Annotated in this window: 18 protein-coding genes and 1 pseudogene; 7 read left to right on the top strand and 12 right to left on the bottom strand. The window is 68.7% G+C overall.

Features of this window, described 5'->3' with window-relative positions; all coding sequences use genetic code 11:
- Positions 1–32: 32 nt before the first annotated feature.
- Positions 33–212: a hypothetical protein gene (locus tag ABT085_RS14680; protein ID WP_351606436.1), complete on the bottom strand. Its 180-nt coding sequence runs from the start codon at positions 210–212 to the stop codon at positions 33–35.
- 79 nt (positions 213–291) lie between these two features.
- On the opposite strand from ABT085_RS14680, the gene ABT085_RS14675 reads away from it, so the two are divergent.
- Entirely contained in the window at positions 292–435 is a 144-nt protein-coding gene (locus ABT085_RS14675; protein ID WP_351606434.1) for a hypothetical protein, read from the top strand.
- Here ABT085_RS14675 and ABT085_RS14670 read toward each other — a convergent pair.
- The 6 genes from ABT085_RS14670 to ABT085_RS14645 all read right to left on the bottom strand — a co-directional run bounded on the left by ABT085_RS14670 (position 408) and on the right by ABT085_RS14645 (position 9,037).
- Positions 408–632 carry a fibronectin type III-like domain-contianing protein gene (locus tag ABT085_RS14670; RefSeq protein WP_351606478.1) on the bottom strand — a complete coding sequence of 75 codons (225 nt, stop codon included), beginning with the start codon at positions 630–632 and terminating at the stop codon, positions 408–410. The two genes, ABT085_RS14675 and ABT085_RS14670, sit on opposite strands and share 28 nt — an antisense overlap.
- Positions 562–2,898: a glycoside hydrolase family 3 protein gene (locus ABT085_RS14665; protein WP_351606431.1), complete on the bottom strand. Its 2,337-nt coding sequence runs from the start codon at positions 2,896–2,898 to the stop codon at positions 562–564. Before ABT085_RS14665 ends, ABT085_RS14670 begins: the two co-directional genes overlap by 71 nt.
- A 284-nt stretch (positions 2,899–3,182) precedes the next feature.
- Positions 3,183–5,771 (bottom strand): family 78 glycoside hydrolase catalytic domain, encoded by a 2,589-nt coding sequence (locus tag ABT085_RS14660; protein WP_351606428.1) that lies wholly within the window; start codon positions 5,769–5,771, stop codon positions 3,183–3,185.
- Positions 5,772–5,831: 60 nt separating this feature from the next.
- Entirely contained in the window at positions 5,832–6,635 is an 804-nt protein-coding gene (locus ABT085_RS14655) for a carbohydrate ABC transporter permease (RefSeq protein WP_351606426.1), read from the bottom strand.
- 118 nt (positions 6,636–6,753) lie between these two features.
- Complete coding sequence (locus ABT085_RS14650; RefSeq protein ID WP_351606424.1) at positions 6,754–7,638, bottom strand: carbohydrate ABC transporter permease; 885 nt, start codon at positions 7,636–7,638, stop codon at positions 6,754–6,756.
- 82 nt (positions 7,639–7,720) lie between these two features.
- Positions 7,721–9,037 (bottom strand): ABC transporter substrate-binding protein, encoded by a 1,317-nt coding sequence (locus tag ABT085_RS14645; protein ID WP_351606421.1) that lies wholly within the window; start codon positions 9,035–9,037, stop codon positions 7,721–7,723.
- A 272-nt stretch (positions 9,038–9,309) separates the two neighbouring features.
- Here ABT085_RS14645 and ABT085_RS14640 point away from each other — a divergent pair, with 272 nt between their 5' ends.
- Positions 9,310–10,320, top strand: coding sequence for a LacI family DNA-binding transcriptional regulator (locus tag ABT085_RS14640; RefSeq protein WP_351606414.1), 1,011 nt, complete (start codon positions 9,310–9,312; stop codon positions 10,318–10,320).
- Positions 10,321–10,325: 5 nt separating this feature from the next.
- Here ABT085_RS14640 and ABT085_RS14635 read toward each other — a convergent pair whose 3' ends face one another.
- Positions 10,326–10,586: a hypothetical protein gene (locus ABT085_RS14635; RefSeq protein ID WP_351606411.1), complete on the bottom strand. Its 261-nt coding sequence runs from the start codon at positions 10,584–10,586 to the stop codon at positions 10,326–10,328.
- A 146-nt stretch (positions 10,587–10,732) separates the two neighbouring features.
- Between ABT085_RS14635 and ABT085_RS14630 the strand changes: the two genes are divergently transcribed.
- Both ABT085_RS14630 and ABT085_RS14625 read left to right on the top strand, forming a co-directional pair.
- The gene (locus tag ABT085_RS14630; protein WP_351606409.1) at positions 10,733–11,776 is read left to right on the top strand and encodes a LacI family DNA-binding transcriptional regulator; all 1,044 of its coding nucleotides are present in this window, start codon (positions 10,733–10,735) and stop codon (positions 11,774–11,776) included.
- A gap of 187 nt (positions 11,777–11,963) precedes the next feature.
- On the top strand, positions 11,964–12,443 hold the full coding sequence (locus tag ABT085_RS14625) for a hypothetical protein (RefSeq protein ID WP_351606406.1): 480 nt from the start codon (positions 11,964–11,966) through the stop codon (positions 12,441–12,443).
- Here the strand turns inward: ABT085_RS14625 and ABT085_RS14620 are convergent.
- Complete coding sequence (locus tag ABT085_RS14620; protein ID WP_351606404.1) at positions 12,419–12,541, bottom strand: hypothetical protein; 123 nt, start codon at positions 12,539–12,541, stop codon at positions 12,419–12,421. The genes ABT085_RS14625 and ABT085_RS14620 overlap by 25 nt on opposite strands.
- A 13-nt stretch (positions 12,542–12,554) precedes the next feature.
- Between ABT085_RS14620 and ABT085_RS14615 the strand changes: the two genes are divergently transcribed.
- Positions 12,555–12,755, top strand: a complete 201-nt coding sequence (locus tag ABT085_RS14615) for a hypothetical protein (protein ID WP_351606401.1) — start codon at positions 12,555–12,557, stop codon at positions 12,753–12,755.
- Between the two features lie 158 nt (positions 12,756–12,913).
- Here the strand turns inward: ABT085_RS14615 and ABT085_RS14610 are convergent, their stop codons facing one another.
- Positions 12,914–14,233, bottom strand: a complete 1,320-nt coding sequence (locus tag ABT085_RS14610) for an MFS transporter (protein ID WP_351606399.1) — start codon at positions 14,231–14,233, stop codon at positions 12,914–12,916.
- 503 nt (positions 14,234–14,736) lie between these two features.
- The gene (locus ABT085_RS14605) at positions 14,737–15,642 is read right to left on the bottom strand and encodes a LysR family transcriptional regulator (protein ID WP_351606475.1); all 906 of its coding nucleotides are present in this window, start codon (positions 15,640–15,642) and stop codon (positions 14,737–14,739) included.
- A gap of 137 nt (positions 15,643–15,779) precedes the next feature.
- Here ABT085_RS14605 and ABT085_RS14600 point away from each other — a divergent pair, with 137 nt between their 5' ends.
- Positions 15,780–16,598, top strand: coding sequence for an inositol monophosphatase family protein (locus ABT085_RS14600; RefSeq protein WP_351606396.1), 819 nt, complete (start codon positions 15,780–15,782; stop codon positions 16,596–16,598).
- A gap of 42 nt (positions 16,599–16,640) precedes the next feature.
- Complete coding sequence (locus ABT085_RS14595) at positions 16,641–17,237, top strand: NADPH-dependent F420 reductase (RefSeq protein ID WP_351606393.1); 597 nt, start codon at positions 16,641–16,643, stop codon at positions 17,235–17,237.
- A gap of 93 nt (positions 17,238–17,330) precedes the next feature.
- Here the strand turns inward: ABT085_RS14595 and ABT085_RS14590 are convergent.
- Positions 17,331–17,707 (bottom strand): annotated as a pseudogene (locus ABT085_RS14590) (transposase); the annotation flags it as partial.

Raw genomic sequence — 17,707 nt, 5'->3', positions numbered from 1 at the left:
AATGGAGCAGCCATTGACCGCTAAGCAAACGATCAGGGCCGGAGCCATTTGGCCGTCGTCCGCCGCGGCGTCCTCAGCTTCGGCGAACGCCCGGTAGAGCAGGGCACCGAGGGATTCTTGCCCGCGTTCTTCCCCGTCTCGATGACCAGCTTCTTCGCGATCTCCGGGACGGGGACGCCCTTGTTCTTCCGGACGATGGCGACGGTGAGCATGTCGTCGTCGATAACCCTCGGTCGTCCGCCGTGCTTGCCCTTGGCCGCCGGGGTAGCGCAGGGACTTGACGCCTGCGGCATGCAGCACGCTGGCGGAGGCCAGGCCGGCAGTGCGGAGGCGGCGGCGGTGCCCAACGCCGCGGACATCACGGTGCGACTGCTGGGGTGGTTCATACGGCAGGCGTGCTGGAGGGGCTACTTGACGGTGATCGAGCCCGCGTAGCCGGCGTCGGCCACCGAGGTACCGACGTAGACCGGGACCTTGCCGGTGGGGGTGGTCCAGCGGTCCTTGTCCTCGTCCCAGAAGGACACGAGTCGCCGGCTGATCTCGATCTTGGCGGTGGTGCGTTCACCCGGCTTGAGCGCGACCCGGGCGAAGCCTGCGAGGGTCCTGGCGGGGGTGTCGACCCGGGTGGGCAGGTGCCCCGACGTAGACCTGGACGACGTCGGAGCCGGTGCGCTTGCCGGTGTTGTGGACCTCGACGCTGACCTCGCCGGCGGTGTCCCCGCGGCCGCGGCTGGCCACGCGGGCGTCGCGGTAACTGAAGTTGGTGTAGGACAGACCGTGGCCGAACGGGAACAGCGGCTCGGCGCCGTGCTTGTCGTACCACTTGTAGCCGACGTAGATGCCCTCGTCGTAGGTGATGCTGCCGTGGGCGCTGTCGCTCTTGCCGCCGGTGTAGGTGGAGGGGCCCTGCTGCTCGTCGGCGGGGAAGGTGACGGGCAGGCGTCCGCCGGGCTCGGCGTCGCCGTAGAGGATGTTGGCGATGCTGGTTCCGGTGGCGGCGCCCTGGTACCAGGCCTGCAGCACGCCGGGGACCTCGCCGAGCCACGGCATGAGCATCGGGCCGGAGGTGTTGAGGACCACGACGGTGTTGGGGTTGGCCGCGGCGACCGCCTCGATGAGCTGGTTCTGGTCGCCGGGCAGGGCGAGGTTGTCGCGGTCGAACGCTTCACCGCTGTAGTTGTTGACGAAGACCACGGCCATGTCGGCCTTCTTCGCGGTCGCCACGGCGTCGGGGATGAGCGATCGGGGCTGCCAGCACAGCTGCATGCTGGGGCCGTAGAAGCCGGCGTCCTTGGTGCTGTACTCGACGGTGATGTCGACGGCCTTGCCGCCGCTGAGCTCGATGACACCGCCGATCGCGCTCTCCTTGGGGCCGAAGAAGGAGTCCCACAGGAAGCGGGACTCGTCGAGGAGGGTGACGCCGTCGACGACGATCTTCGCGGCGCCGGACAGCAGGGTGTTGATCCGGACGAGTCCGGTGGTGGGCGGGGTCAGCTTTCCGGTCCAGCGGGCCGACCACTTGGTGGGCAGGTCGGAGATGGGATTGCCCCAGCGGAAGTCGATGGTGGAGGTGACCGTGGTGGTCAGGGGGTCGCCGGACAGGCTCTCGCCGGCGAAGAACTCGGCCTTGAGGCCGGCCTTGCCGTCCGGCGTCGTGAACACGTCGCCCGGGATGACCGGCAGGGCCACGTCGCCGACGCTGCCCTGCGAGAAGAGGACCTTGGAGGCTCCGGCCTTGGCCTTGATGGCGTCCACCGCAGTGATGAAATCGCCGGGGTCGACGTAGGAGGAGCCCTCGACGCCTGTCATGGCGTCCTTGCCGGCCGGGCCGATGACCGCAATGGTCTTCTTCTTCGTCAGCGGCAACAGGCCGTTCCGGTTCTTGAGCAGCACGGTGGCCTGCTCACCGGTGATCCGGGCGACGGTCTGGTGCGCCTCTGTGGTCACCACGTCGGCGGGCGTGGTGGGTACCGGGTTGTCGAAGGTACCGGAGGCGAACAGGGCGTAGAGAGTGCGGCGGGCCGCGTCTCTGGTGCGGTCCTTGGGGATGCGTCCGTCGGTGAAGGCAGCCTTCGGGGTGTCGGGGGTGAGAGCGGCGGAGTCGACGCCGGCATTGAACTCCGCGACGCGGTCGCCCGAGGGGTAGTAGTCGGTGCCGAGGTAGCCCTTGAGGCCCAGGTCGTTCTTAAGGGCGCCGATGGTGTGCGGGTCCTCGCAGGAGAACACGCCGTTGATCCGCGGGTAGGAGCCCATGACGGACAGGGCGCCTCCGTCGCGGATCGCGTGTTCGAAGGCCGGGTAGTACACCTCGCGCTGGGCCCGCTCGGAGACCTTGACGTCGAGGGAGTTGCGGCCTCCTTCCTGGTTGTAGCAGGTGAAGTGCTTTACCTGCGCGATGACGTCGTTCTTCTGGAAGCCTCTCGTGACGGCAGCTCCGATCAGTCCGCTGAGCAGCGGGTCCTCGCCGTAGGCCTCGGACTCGCGGCCGTTGCGCGGGTTGCGGTCGATGTCGACGGTCGGGCCGAGCAGGACGTTCCAGCTCTTGCCGCGGGCCTCCTTGGCGATCGCGTCGCCGTACTTCTCAGCGAGGTCGGTGTCGAAGGTGGCGGCCAGGGCGTTGGGAGCGGGGAAGGCGGTGACGCCGGTGTCCCCGCGCAGGCCGTCGGAGGCGTCGACACGGTGCATGACGGGGATACCGAGGTGTGCGAGCGGCTGGTAGTCGACGGGGTCGACGGCCGTCACCAGGACCACCTGCTCGTCGAAGGTCATGGCGTTCAGCAGAGCGTCGGCGCGGCGGGCCGCGGACTGGTTCTTCTCGCGCCAGGGCTGGTCGCCTGCGACGGCGGCCGCGGCGGTGCCGGTGGCGGCAGCAGCCGAGGTGGGAAGGCCTACGGTCATCACCGCGGCTCCTCCCAGGGAGGCTACGGATACGGCGACGGCTTCGCGTCGGGTCATTCCTGCGGAACGGGTCACGTCACGCTCTCCTTGCGGCGGGAGGTGTGCTGGATCAACAGGTGGTGCGGGTGCCGGCCACGGTTGTCGTCCTGGGCGGCCGAGTTCGGGAGGTGGTGCGGTGGAACGGGCGGCGCCGGTGCCGTGGTCAGGACGGTTCCGGCGCCGCCCGGGTGGGGCTTCTCCCGCCGTCCGCGCTGGTGCGGGAGGCAGGTCGGCGGGAGAAGGGCTCAGGCGGCCTGGTCGCCGAGTGCGCTGCTGTCGATGCGGTGCTCGCCTGCTCCGACGGTGATCGGCGGGCGTCCGGGCAGCTCCACCAGGCCCCGGCAGCCGTCGGGCACGGTGATGTGGGCGCTGATGCCGCTCGCGGTCTGTTCCCAGGAGATGGCGGCTGTGCCGTAGGGGGTTTCGTGGCGCGCCTTGGCCCAGGTGATGCCGGCCCCGGGGCGGGGTCGGAAGGCGAGGGTGCGGTAGCCGGGCCGGGTGTGCTCTAGGCCGGCGACGGTGCGGTGAAGCCAGTCGGCGACGGCACCGAGCGCGTAGTGGTTGAAGGAGGTCATGCCTCCGGGGTTGAGGGTGCCGTCGGGGCGCAGACTGTCCCACCGCTCCCAGATGGTGGTGGCGCCCATGGACACGGTGTAGAGCCAGGACGGGCACTCGGTCTGGGTGAGCAGCCGGTAGGCGACATCCAGACGGCCGGAGGAGGTCAGGGCGTCGCAGATCAGTGGCGTGCCGACGAAGCCGGTCGCGATCCGGCCGTCGTCTTCCAGGACCAGTTCGGCCAGTCGGTCGCCTGCGAAGCGGCGCTGTTCGTCGTTGCCGAGGAGGTCGAACATCAGGGCGACGCAGTAGGCAGTGGGGCTGTCGCTGGTCATGCGGCCGGAGTCGGCCACATAGCGGGCGCGGAACGCGGCGGCTACCTCGTCGGCGAGACGGTTGTACGAGGCGGCGGCCGTCCGGTAGCCCAACTCGGCTGCGGAGTAGGCGAGGTGGCGGGCGGAGTGGGCGAAGTAGGCGGTAGCGACCAGGTAGCGGTCGGTGCGGGATGCGCCGGGGTCGTCCGGCGGCGCGATGGGGTCGAGCCAGTCGCCGAGCTGGTCGCCGGTGTCCCAGATGCGGTCCTCTCCGGCCAGCCTCTCCAGGAGATCCACCCAGGCGCGGCCCATCGGGAAGTGGCGGCGCAGCAGTTCCAGATCACCGAAGCGCTGGTACAGCACCCACGGGGTGAGTGTGGCGACGTCGCCCCAGGCGGCGCCGGGCTGGATCGGGGTCCACTGGGGGCCGCCGGGGATGACGGGGACGTACCAGGGGATGGTGCCGTCGGGCAGTTGTTCGGCGGCGACGTCGGCGAGCCAGGAATCGAGCATGCCCACGCAGTCGTACAGGAAGCTGGCGGTGGGGGCGAAGACCTGGATGTCGCCGGTCCAGCCGAGGCGCTCGTCGCGCTGGGGGCAGTCGGTGGGCAGGTCGACGAAGTTCCCCCGCATGCTCCACACGACGTTCTCGTGCAGTCGGTTGATCTGCTCGTTGCTGCACTCGAACCAGCCGGTGCGGCGCATGTCGGTGTGGTAGACGCGGGCGGTCACGCTTGCGCTGGTGAACTCCCCGTGCCAGCCGCTGACTTCGGCGTAGCGGAAGCCGTGCAGGGTGAAGCGCGGCTCCCAGACGAGGGGGCCGTTCCCGGCGAGGGTGAGAACGTCGGTAGAGGTTGCGCCGCGCAGCGGGCGTGTGGCGAGCTCGCCGTCCTGCAGGACTTCCGCGTGGCGCAGGGTGATCGTGGTGCCTTGGGGGCCGTCGGCGGTGACGGCCAGCCGCCCGACCAGGTTCTGTCCGAAGTCCAGGAGGTAGGTGCCCTGCTCCTTGGGCGTGATGGAGACGGGTGCCATCTCCTGGGTACAGCGGACCGGAGAAGCCTTCGGAGCTATGAAGGTGTTCGGGTCGCGTTCGTGCACCGCCACCGGGGTCCAGCCGGTGTCCGCGTGGTGCGGGGTGGACCAGGCGGGGTCGTGCAGGCGGGCGTCGAAGGTCTCGCCCTCGTAGAGGCCGGAGGTGAGGATCGGGCCGACGGCGGCCTCCCAACTCCGGTCGGTGGCGACGACGGTGGTGGTGCCGTCGGGGTGTGTCACCTCCAGCTGGGCGATGAGCGACTGGTCGGTGCCGTAGAGGTTGCGGTGGCCGCCGTCGAAGCCGATTCGTCCGCGGTACCAGCCGTCGGCGAGGAAGGCTCCGATGGTGTTGGCGCCTTCGGCGAGGAGGCGGGTGACGTCGTAGGTGTAGTAGCGCAGCCGCCGGCCGTAGACGGTCCAGCCCGGGGAGAGGGTGTCGTTTCCGACGCGTGCGCCATTGATCTCGGCTTCGTACAGGCCGTGTGCGGTGATGTAGAGCCGGGCGTGCACGACGGGCTTGCTCAACTGGAAGTCCCGGCGCACTCGGGCGGGGCGGCGGTCGCTGTCGGGGTCTTCCTCCCAGTCTGCGCCCACAGGCTGGGCCTGCCAGTCGGCAGCGTCGAGGAGTCCCGCCTCGACGGCGGCGGGCGGCGACCAGTCGGAGGGTTCGTCGCCGCTTGCCCAGGTGCGCACCCGGACGATGACGCGTTCACGGGAGGCCAGCGGCCGATCCGGCCACGCCACGAGGTTCTGGTCGCTGCCGGGGATGCGGCCGGTGCGGAACACGGAGCCGTCTCGGTCGAGTTCGAGTTCGTAGGCGCTCTGGATCTCGCTGCCGGCGGGCAGTTGCCAGGACAACCGCGGTTCGGTCGAGCCGATTCCGAGGCCGCCACGCAGGTGTTCGAACGTGACGAGGGCAGGCTGAAGCGACACAGCGGGGGAACCTTCCGTGAGGTGGGCGTGGGACAACCAGCGGGGCTGTGGGGTTGGTTGTCAGCCCTTGACGGCGCCGGAGGTGAGGCCCTTCATCACCTTCTGGTTGAGGAAGAGATAGATCACCAAGGTGCCGAAGACGTTGATGCAGATGGCGGCGAACAGCGGGCCGTACTGGGTGGCGCCGAAGTCGCCGGTGAAGTTCAGCAGGCCGACCTGGATGGTGCGCAGGTCCTGGTTGTTGGTGAAGGTCAGCGCGACGAGGAGGTCGTTCCAGATGAAGAAGAACTGGACCAGGCCGACGGTCAGAATGGCGTTGCGGACCATGGGGACGCTGATGGTCCAGAAGGCGCGCAGGATGCTCGCGCCGTCGATGGTCGCCGCCTCGAACAGCTCACGCGGAACGGTCTTGTAGTAGGTGGCCATCATGAACACCGTCAGCGGCAGTCCGGTGCCGGTGTAGGTGAGGATCAACGGCCACAGGGTGCCGGAGAGGCCTGCTTGGAAGTACACCGTGAACAGCGGGAGCAGGATCATCTGTGAGGGCACCATCATGCCCGCCAGGAAGATCAGCAGGGTGAGGCTGCGTCCTTTCCACACCATGATCTGGAGAGCGAAGCCGGCCGCGGTGCCCAGGAGCAGGATGAGGGCGAGGGCCGGCAGCACGGCGAGGAGGCTGTTCTGGATGTACAGGCCGATGTTGCCGGTGGTCCAGGCCTCGCTGTAGTTGCTCCACTCCCAGTGGGTGGGCAGGCTCCAGGTGGAGTGGTTGAGGTAGTCGTTGTTGGATTTCAGCGACGTGAGGAACATCCAGACCAGAGGGTAGACCTCGATGGCCAGCAGCAACGCGACGACGATTTTCACCCGAAGTCGGCCGACGCCGCGATGTCGCGGCGGACGAGGCGCGACGGACGAGGCGGGCACCCGGCCACCGCCGCTGGGAGCACCGGCGGTCTTCAAAGGCGTGTCGATGGCCATGGGTTCAGCCCTTCGTGAGGTCGCGCCGCGAGACGCGGAAGACGACCAGGGTCACCAGCAGACATACGACGGTCAGCAGCAGGGCGATGGTGCTGCCGTAGCCGTAGTCGCCGTAGGTGAACGACGTCTGGAACATGTAGAGGGTCAGCGGTGTGGTCGCGTTGCCGGGACCGCCGTTGGTGAGCGCGACGATGGAGTCGAAGGCCTTGAGGGTGCCGTTGATGCTGAAGATCAGTGACGACAACAGCACCGGGAACGACATCGGCAGGACGATGTGGCGGACGAGGCGCAGGCCGGAGGCTCCGTCGAGGCGCGCGGACTCCAGCACTTCCTCGGGGATGTCGACCAGGCCGGCGAAGAGCAGGACGGCGTAAAAGCCCATGGACCGCCAGATGTCCATGATGATCAGGACCCAGAAGGCGTGCCCGGCACTGCCGAACCAGTCGATCGATCCGATGCCGACGGCGTCCAGCAGTGAGTTGACCGGACCGGTCTGCGGTGCGACCTGGAAGAACTTCTGGAACAGCAGGCCGACCGCCACAGTCGGCAGGACGACCGGGAAGAAGACCAGGGTGCGGATCAGAGCCGACGCCTTCTTGAGGAAGAAGACGTACAGCAGTGCCAGCAGGTAGCCGGCGACGACCTGGCCGAGCGTCACCACGACCGCGTACTTGGCGGTGAACCACAAGGCGTCCCGTACGGCAGGGTCGGTGAACAGCCGATGGAAGTTGCCCAGGCCGTTGCCGGTGAACCCCTGGATCGTGTTGCCCTTGGTGAAGGAGTAGCCCAGGGACCACACCATCGGGACGAGCATGATCAGGGAGTAGACGAGCAGGGCGGGGCCCAGCAGGATCAGGACCGCTTTGCGGTCGCCGAGTACGCGGTGCATGAGTGAAGTCCAGTTCTTGAAGTTGCCTGCTGACGCGAGGTGGCTCAGGGCGCGGTGCGGGTGCTCCCTGAGCCGCGTCTCGTCACTTGCTGGACAGGGCGTCCTGAACGGTCTGCATGAACTTCTCGGGGCTCAGACTGCCGTTGACCAGTCCGGCCGCGTTGGTCTGGCTGACCGTGGTGGCCTTCGTGGAGAACAGCGCCTCGAACCACAGCACGTTCTGCTTCGAGGAGCTGATGGTCCGGCGGACCTGCCCGGCGACTTCGCTGGCGTCCTTGACGTCGGTGTTGACCTTGAAGCCTGAGATCGTGCCCTGGTCCTTCAGCGCGGTGCTGCCGTAGTTCTTGGTGATGCAGGAGACCCAGTCGCCGGTGTTCTTGTCGAACGACTTGGCGCCCAGCGCGATGCCCAGGCCGACGTTGGAGGGGTACTGGTCGATGGAGCCGGTGCCGCCGGTGACCGCCGGGAACGGCATGAAGCCCACGTTGGCGGCGCCGATCGTGTCCTGCTTGGGGTCGGCGATGTTCGCCAGCGCCCAGCTGCCCATGTAGAGCATGGCGGCCTTGCCGGAGAGGAACTGGTTCATCGCCGTGTCGTAGTCGATGGAGCCCACGCCCTTGCCGAAGTAGCCCTTCTTGCCGAGCGCGGCTACCTCTGCCGCTGCCTTCACGTACTTCGGGTCGGTCAGCTTCGCCTTGCCGTCTGCGACGTCCTTCAGCGCGTCCGGGCCGAGACTGCGGTAGAGGTAGCCGCTGATCAGCCGGGTCAGCGGCCATCCCTGCTGGCCGGACGCGGAGAACGGCTGAATGCCCTTGGCCTCCAGCTTCGCCGCTGCGGACGTGAGCTCGGCCCACGTGCCGGGCACGGCGATGCCGTTGGCGGCGAAGACCTTCTTGTTGTAGAAGATTCCCTCGATGTTGTACTCGTACGGCAGGACATCCAGCTTGCCTCCGTACAGCGCCTTGATGGTGGAGACCGCCGCCGGCTCCAGCTGGTCGTAGACGCCCAGCTTCTTCAGTTCCTTCTCCAGGTCGGCGACTTGGCCGGATGCGGCGAGCTGCTGGGTGAGGGCGGGCGCGTTGCCCGCGGCGAACTGCACCGGCAGCGCGTTCTGACCGGCGAGCAACTGCAGCTTCTGGTCGAGGCCGGCCTGGGGAACGGTCTCCACCTTGAGCGGCTGGGCGTCCTGAGCCGTCTTGCAGGCCCCCTTGGAGAGGGTCGTGAGCGCTGTCTTGACCGTGGTGTTCTCTGTGACGCTCAGGTAGCTGAAGTTCTTGGCCGGGGAGGCCGAGCCGCCTCCCGTCCCTCCGCACGCGGAGACGAGAACGGCCATCGCAGCAGCGCTCGCGGTCATGCCGGCGAGGCGCGCCCTTCTGGCGGCGGACGAGTCGGTGATCACAGCATGGCTCCCTGTCATCGTTGAGCAAAGGCGCACGGCGAAGGCCTGCGGAGAGAATCAACGACGAAGAGAGTTTTGTATAACGTTCTCTACGTCGAAGTGGGCACCACAGTGCACGCACACCCAGCGTCCGTCAAGACATCCCACGGAAACACCGCAGCAAAGCCTTCTACATCTGGCGCACTCACCCGGCCATGGTGTAGACCGTTATACTCAGAAGCGAAGCTCAGGGGGCACAACGGATGCAGCAGGGCTCACCGCGCAAGAAGCGCGTGACGATCACGGATGTCGCGCAGCACGCGGGCGTGTCGACGGCCGCCGTGTCCAAGGTGATGCGCAACGCGTACGGCGTCAGCACGGCCATGAAGGAGAAGGTCCGTGCCGCGATCGCCGAACTCGACTACCGGCCGCAGGCCGCAGCCCGCGGAATGCGCGGCCGCACCTACACTTTCGGCGTCCTGCTCGACAACATCCGCAACACGTTCTTCGCCGACATCCTCGACGGCATCCGCGACGAACTGCACGCCAGCGAGTACACCGTGCTCATCGGCGCGGCCGGGTTCGGGGCCGACGCCCAGAGCAAGACCATCCAGTCCATGGCCGACCGCCAGATGGACGGCCTGATCCTCATCGCCCCCAGCACACCACGGGCCGAAGTCCTCGCCATGGCGGAGACCACGCCCACCGTCGTCATCGGCCACCACGACCCCTCCGATCTGCACGACTCCGTCGTCGACGCGGACGGTGCGGGAGCCGGCCTCGTGGTCGACCACCTCGTCTCCCTCGGACACCGCAAGATCACACTCGTATCGGCCCAGGGAGCCCGCTCCAGCAAATGGACGCGGACCCCGGAGATCGTCCTGACCAGCGGCTATACCGAGGCCATGGGACGGCACGGCCTCGGCGACGAGACGACGGTCTGCCGTGTCGCCTACTCCGACGAAGGCGGCTACAAAGCCGGCATGAGCCTGCTCGCCGGTGAAGAGCGGCCCACCGCCGTCATGGCCGGCGCCGACGTGGCGGCCCTCGGTGTGTGGCGGGCAGCTCACGAACTGGGCCTGCGTGTACCGGAGGACGTCTCGATCGTCGGATACAACAACACCGCGGTCGCCGACCTCGCGACCGTCCAGCTCACCAGCGTCGACCAGGCCGGTCACAACATGGGCGCCACCGCTGCCAGGCTCCTCATCGAGCGTGTGGAAAGCAGGCGAGACCACGCCGTGCAGACCAGCATGACTCCGCGCCTCGTCGTACGGCGCAGCACCGACGCTCCCCGTGCTTAGAGGTCCTACAGCCCTTCGGGGTCGATCAGGCTGCCAGGGCGATGAAGGATTCTTGGTGCCGATCGGCGGATGCATGTCGGTCGAGCCGAGCCGGTGGATCGTCCGGATCGGAGCTCGATCGGGCCGGCACCCTTGCCGAAGCAGCCCTTCTTGCCCAGGGCGGCGATCTCTTCGGCAGCCTTGACGTAGCTCAGGTCGGTCAGCTTGGCTTTGACCTCCACGACCTCCATGACCTCCAGAACGTGCATAACGTTCTTCACGGCCAAGCGGACACACCAGCGCACGCTGCACCGGCTTCCGCCAAGACATTCGCCTGCAGCATCACGGAAACGTGCTTCACACCTGGCGATGAGCAGCGAGCATGATGTAGACCGTTACACTGACCGGTTTCGGAGAACGGAGGGCAGCCGGCATGGAGTCCGCACCACAGCGGAAGAAGCGTGTGACCATCACCGACGTCGCACATCACGCGGGAGTGTCGACGGCCGCGGTCTCCAAGGTGCTGCGCAACGCCTACGGAGTCAGCCCTGCCATGCAGGAACGCGTCAAGGCGGCTATGGCCGAGCTGAACTACCGGCCGCACGCCGCGGCACGTGGCATGCGCGGCCGCACCTACACGATCGGCGTCCTGCTCGACAACATCCGCAACACCTTCTTCGCCGACATCCTCGACGGCATCCGCGACCAGCTGCGCGACAGCGAGTACACAGTCATGATCGGCGCAGCCGGGTTCGACGCGGATTCTCAGGCCAAGACCATCCGCTCCATGGTCGACCGGCAGATGGACGGCCTCATCCTGATCGCCCCGGGGACCCAGCGCACGGAAGTGCTCGCCACGGCCCAGTCCACCCCGACCGTCGTCATCGGCCACCACGACGCGTCCGACCTTCACGACTCCGTTCTCGACGCGGACGGGCTCGGGGCCGGGCTGGTCGTGGACCACCTCGTGTCCCTCGGTCACCGCGACATCGCCCTGGTGTCCTCCCCCGGCACCCGGGCCAGCAAGTGGACCCGCACCCCCGAGATCGTCCTGGCAGACGGCTATCGGGAGGCGATGGAACGCCACGGGCTGCAGGCGTACGCCCGTGTCCACAAGAACGCCTACTCCGACGAAGGTGGCCACAAGGCGGGGTTGAGTCTGCTCGCCTCGCCGGACCGCCCCACGGCGATCATGACCGGTGCCGACGTGGCCGCCCTGGGGGTGTGGCGGGCCGCACACGAGCTGGGACTGCGGGTCCCCGAGGACGTCTCCCTGGTCGGCTACAACAACACCGCCATCGCGGACCTGGCCACCGTGCAGCTGACCAGCGTCGACCAGGCCGGACGCACCATGGGCTCCACCGCCGCCAGAATGCTCATCGAACGCGTCGAAGGCCACCACGACCGGGCCACGCAGGTCACGATGACGCCCCGCCTCGTCGTCCGTCACAGCACCGCGGCACCCACCCGTCCATGAGCCGGCGCCCGCGAGCGCGCCGCGGACACGCACCCGGGGGCGGGGTGAACCAGCGGGTGGGCATCGCGGACGTCGCCGGGGAGGCCCGCGTCTCGTTGGCCGCGGTGTCCGACGTGCTCAACCAGCCGCACCGGGTGCTGAAGCAGCCCGGGCCCGGGTCACCGCCGTCATCGAGCGGCTGGGCTACGTGCGCAACGACAACGCCCGCCTCCTGCGGGGCGGGCCCTCACGCATCCTGGCGGTTCTGGAACCGGACCTGGCCAACCCCCTCTACGCCGCGATCATCCAGGGCACGGAAGCCGAAGCCCGCAGGGCCGGGCCGGCTGTCCTCGTGGGCAACAGCGTCCGCCGCGCGCAAGAGGAAGCCCGCTACCGTACCGGCACCGCCCTGGGCACGATCGCCCCTCTTCGTCTGCTCGTCGCCGAGACGCCACAGCAGGCCGACACAGCCCCGCACGCCCACCCGCATGTCGGCATCGAGCCGGAACTCGCGGTTCGCCAGTCCACCCTGAGCGCGCAGCGGCGGCTGCCATCCGGCCCTTCGCAGTCGGCAGCCCCGCACAGCCGCACTGCATCCGGGCCTCGGTGGCATACGGCAGCCGCCCTCGCGGGTCGTTCCCGCGAGAGCGGTCGTACGGTGGCTCAGCTCAGCCGGGTGGCGGCGTAGGCATGGATGGCGGCGTAGGCATGGATGGCGTCGCGCCGGTACGCGGCCAGACCCGATGCGATTGCCTCGTACGCGGTATGCCGGGCGTCGTCGTTCACACAGGTGCTCCCGATGGCGCGGTGCTTCTCGGCGGAGACGGCGCGCAGCCCGGCCGGTGCCCGGTACCGGGCCCGGTACCGCTCCGCGGGCAGTCGTCCGCTGGTGGCCCCGGAGGACCTCCACCTGTTCGACCTGCTCAGACAGGATGCGGCCGACCGGCAGCCCGACGCCGAGCACCCCGTGGTCTTGCCGGTGCAGGCACCCTACGGTTGATCCTCCCCATGGCCAGCGCGGCGGTGACGACCACGGCCCGGAACCAAAGACGGCCGCCGGCGCCGGCAGGGTGCCGATGCCGACGGCCGCCTCCGGCTCGAGTCACGCCACCCGGCAGCCCGGCCCGGGCGGCGTGGCGGAGCGGGCCGGAGCCGAGGTCACGCCGCCGCCGTACTGCGCTCCTCCTCAATGCATTCGAGCGTCTTGCCCGCGGTGTCGGGCATGAAGGCATAACCCACGACGGCGCTCACCAGAAGGAACAGGACGAGGAGGGCGCTGAGCGGGCGGATACCGACGTGTGCCAGGAACGGCACCAGAAAGCTCCAGACGCCCAGGACAGTGCGAGCCGCGCCAAAGGTGAAGCCCTGCGCGGTGCTGCGCAGCAGGGTCGGGAACAGTTCCTGGCTGAAGACCTTGTAAAAGCCTTCGCCTGCCAGGGCGGCTCCGATGCCGAACAGCACCATGTTGGCAAAGATGACCGGGATGCCGAGCGGGAACACCAGGTACAGGACGTAGGCGGTGACCTGGAGGATCCCGCCGAGAGCCCACATGCGTTTGCGGGTTCGGTGAGAACGGTCCGCAAAGCGCATGAACAGCAGGACCGTCGCGGCCAGGCCGATGACGAAGCCGACGCTGCTCAGCGCCAGGCCCGCGGCCCGGCTTCCCGCATGAAGGGTCTCGACGATGTAGGGAGTGAAGCTGCCGCTGGTGCCGGCAGCGAGGTTCCAGAACAGGTAGATCGTCGTAGTCCACGCCAGAGCCGCGAGGTTCGCACCGCGGAAGAGCAGGCGCGGGCGCGGGCGCGGTGCGATCGTGCCCGGTGCGAGGGCGGACTTCCAGCGCGCGGATTCCGCGACACCACGGCGCAGGCCCCACACGACCATGGCGACAAGGAACAGGTGGAGGAAGACCAGGCGGACGCCGAGCAGCCCGAGCGGTGCAACGACGAACGCCAGCAGCAGGACCACGACAGGGCCCAGGTTCCAGGCGACCTGTGTCAGACCGAGGAGTTTTCCGCGGGCGCGCGGCGGGGCATTCTCCCCGACCAGGGCGAGGGAGGTGGGAACGTCGGCACCCACGGCCACGCCGACGGCGACCGTGCCGGCAAACAGCATGGCCGCGTTGACGGACAGCGCCATGACCAACATGCCGGCCGCATACAGCAGCAGGTCGTACTTATAGATGCGCTTGCGCCCCAGGCGGTCGCCCAGGCGGCCGCCGATGAAGGCGCCGAAGGCGCAGCCCAGAGCGTTGGGGCCGAGCGCCGCGAGCGCGCCGACGGCGCCGCTGGACAAGTGCAGCTGCGTTTGGAACAGGGTCAGTCCCGCCCCAAGCGCAACGATGGAGCCGGCATCCAGGTAGGAGGCCATGCCCGCGAGGGCGGAAGTGCGCCAGGCAGTGGGGCCGAGCGCGGCTGGGCCGGGTGGCCGGTCGGGGGGAAGGCCGACCCCAAAGGGCGCCTCCTGAAGCTGGGCCATGGGGGTCACTCCGAGTGGTGCGGCATTGCCCGGGCATCGTAACCGCGGCGCCCGACCCGGCCAGGACACCGTTATGCAACGTTTTCTGTCGCGGGAGCGGTCGACGAGATCCCGCCGATCTTCATGATCAGTCGGGATCCTTGTCATTTCCGGTGACCTCACGCGGCGAAGGTTGAGCGTTCTCACCGAAGGTCGAACAGTAACCGGGCCAGATCGGCACGGCTCGCTGTGCTGCATGCCCGCCCACGTGGATCGAACATCACGTGACGGTTCGGCCATGACTGTCACGACCCGATGATCAGAGGCTGGCAGTGTGTCGAGGAGGCCCACGGAAAGTGCATGATCGCGTCGATGGACTGCCGTCGACTCGCGGCGCCCATTGATCTGGAGCCGGTCCCGACGAAGGCCGAAGGGGTGCGGTCGAAAGCGAAACGCCCGGCCGCGCGAGGCTGGTCGGCGGAGGAGCGCCCGGGGCTGTTCAGCGGCCGCGCTGACGGCGCCGGCTACGACGCTGCGCACGTGGCCAGCACGGTTCGCGCCAGCCCGCGCAGCCAGGCGTGGGCGCGGTCGGTGTCGTAGCGCTGATGCCACGACAGATAGATGGATGCCGACGGCAGTTCGAGCGGGAGGGGGAGCACGGCCAGGCCGAGGTCGGCGACCGTGGAGCGCGTAGTGGCTTCGGGAACGCTGATCAGGAGATCGGAGCCGCGCGCGAACTCCCACGCGACCGCTTCCGTGGGTGCGGTGGCCACCACGCGGCGGGTGAGGCCGAGCTGCGTGAGGGCGTCGTCGAGGGCGTTGCTGAGGTTGCCTCGTCGCGAGACAGTGACGTGTTCAGCGGCGGCGTACTGCTCTGCCGTCAGAGTCCTGACGCGGGTGAAGGGGTGCCCTCGCCTCACGACGATGACGAGGCGCGTCTCGCCCACGTTCTCGGCACGGATGTCCGATGCGCTCGGACGGTTGGCGTTCGCCTCCAGGTCGACCTCACCGCGCCGCAACCCGGGGGTGTCGACGCTCGATTCCGCGACGAAGCGCAAGCGCACGCCGGGAGCCTGTTCGCGAACGGCCGTGAGCAGTGCGGGGCCGCTCAACGCGACCAGGGAATCGTGCCAGCGGAGGGTGAAGGTGCGCTCCAGCGTTGCCAGATCGAGTTCACGGCTCGGTGCCAGCACCCCCTGGACCTGGTGCAGCAGCTCGTGCACCTGTTGCCTGACGGCGATCGCATACGGCGTCGGGGTCATCGTGCGCCCCGTGCGCACCAGGATCTGATCCCCGGTCGCGTGCCGGATCCGGCCCAGACTCCGGCTCATCGCGGGGGCGGTCACATGCAGACGCGCGGCGGCCCCGGCCACACTCCCCTCCTCCAGCAGCGCGTCGAGGGCGGTGAGCAGGTTCAAATCCAATTGCATCCGAGTAATCCTAGCCGTGCTTGACATGCATTTGAAGTTAATGAAGTGGCTCTATACCTTCGAGGCGAGAGCGCAAGACGGAACGCACCGCCTGACCCGGCCTGCCTCATCGCCCCTCCTCACACGGGAGTACCGCCATGCCCGAAACGCTTCGGACCTCCGACGTCGCCGCCTCCGACGCCGACCTGCTCGGCCAGACCGCCGTCGTCGTGCGCGCAGCCGGATCGGCGCTGCGCGAGCGCTTCGGCGAGGTGGTCCGCTATCAGACCCGCGAAGATCTGATGCACGCGCTCGCTGCCAACGACGACACGGCCCTCGACATCCTGCGCCCGGGCCTCACGCGCCTGCGCCCGGGCGCCGGCTGGGTGGCGGAGGAGCTGGACGGCGGGGCGCTGCCGCCCGGCGAGTGGTGGGTCGTGGATCCGGCCGAAGGAAACGTCAACCACCTGCACGCCCTGCCGGAGTGGGCGGTGACCGCCACCCTCGTGCGTGAGAACCAGCCGGTGCTCACCGCGGTCCACCTACCGCTGACCGGCGAGACCTACACCGCCCTCACCGGCGCGGGTGCCCACCTCGACGGCAGTCCGCTGCAGGCCTCCCGGACCGCGGACCTGGGCCTGAGCATCGTGGCCACGAGCCAGGCCCGGCCGGACGAGGACGAAAAGGTGGTGCGGCGCGTCGGCTCCTCGATCACCGCGATGCTCTTCGACGCGCTCGTCGTCCGCACCGCCGTACCCGCGACCCTGCACCTGCTGAACGTGGCCGCAGGCCGGATCGACGCCTTCTGGCAGTACTCCGGCGCCCGCTCGGACCTGCTGCCCGGGGCGCTGCTCGTCACCGAGGCCGGCGGGCAGATCTCCGACGCCGAGGGCCGCCCCTGGACCCCGCAGAGCGAGAGCTTCCTCGCCGCCGCGCCCAGCGTCCACGCCGATGCCGTCACCACGCTCTCGCGCTGACCGCGCACCACAACCTGCACACACGGAAGGACCACTGTCATCATGACCGCGATCGCAGTTCTCGGAAACGGCCGCGTCGGCGGCAGCCTGGCCACAGCCCTCACCCAGGCAGGGCATGAGGTGACCGTGGCGGACCGCGCTCCGGAATCCGCCGCCGACGCCGCCCGGACAGCCCGGATCGTCATCAACGCCACCCCGGGAGTCGGCTCGCTGGAGCGGCTCGTCGCTCTGCGCGAGGAACTGCGCGGCAAAATCCTCGTCGACGTCTCCAACGCCACCCTCGACGGTCCCGACGGACTGCCAGCCGACCTGATCTACCCCGGCTACAGCCTTGCCGAGCAACTCCAGGAAGCGCTCCCTGAAACACGTGTCGTCAAGACACTCAACACCATGCTCTTCCCGGTGATGACTGCACCGACCGCCCTCACCCAGGCACCCGACGCCTTCCTCTCCGGCGAGGACCCACAGGCCAAGCAGACCGTCCGCGAACTGCTCGCGGACCTCGGCTGGCGCAAGGAGTGGATCACTGATCTCGGTGGGATCCGGACCGCCCGCGCCACGGAGGCCGCGATCCTGTTCGTACCGCACGTGATCCGGTCCAGCGGATTCACACCCTTCGCGATCTCGATCGCCCGCTGATCTGCACTCAGTGCGCCGCCTCCCGCGGTCCGCAGCCATCGGATCCCTGAACGCGGGTCTGTTTAGCGAACGGTGGCACTCGGTCGGTTGTGTTCAGCGACGTCCGGCGGTGAGCAGGCCGTCGAAGGTGATGTCGAAGGCCTGGAGCGCGGTCTTCCCGCACGTGGTCCAGCGTGTGCGTCCGATGCCGGCTCATGACTGCCAGGTAGACGCACTTGAGGGCGGCCTGGTCGGTGGGGAAGTGTCCCCAGGCCCGGACGGCCTTGCGGATCCGTGCGTTGATGCTCACGATGGCGTTGGTGGTGCAGACGATCCTGCGGATCTCCACATCGAACTGGAGCAAGGGCACGCACTCCGCCCAGGCCGCCTCCCAGAGCCGGACGATCGCCGGATACTTGCCGCCCCAGGCGTCGGTGAACTCCACGAACCGCTCCAGCGCAGCGTCCTCAGGCGGCGCGGTGTAGACGGGC

This window comes from Streptomyces sp. NPDC002265, from assembly GCF_040296125.1.
In the GTDB taxonomy this organism is placed as follows: domain Bacteria; phylum Actinomycetota; class Actinomycetes; order Streptomycetales; family Streptomycetaceae; genus Streptomyces.
This window is presented reverse-complemented; position numbering and strand designations above follow the sequence as displayed.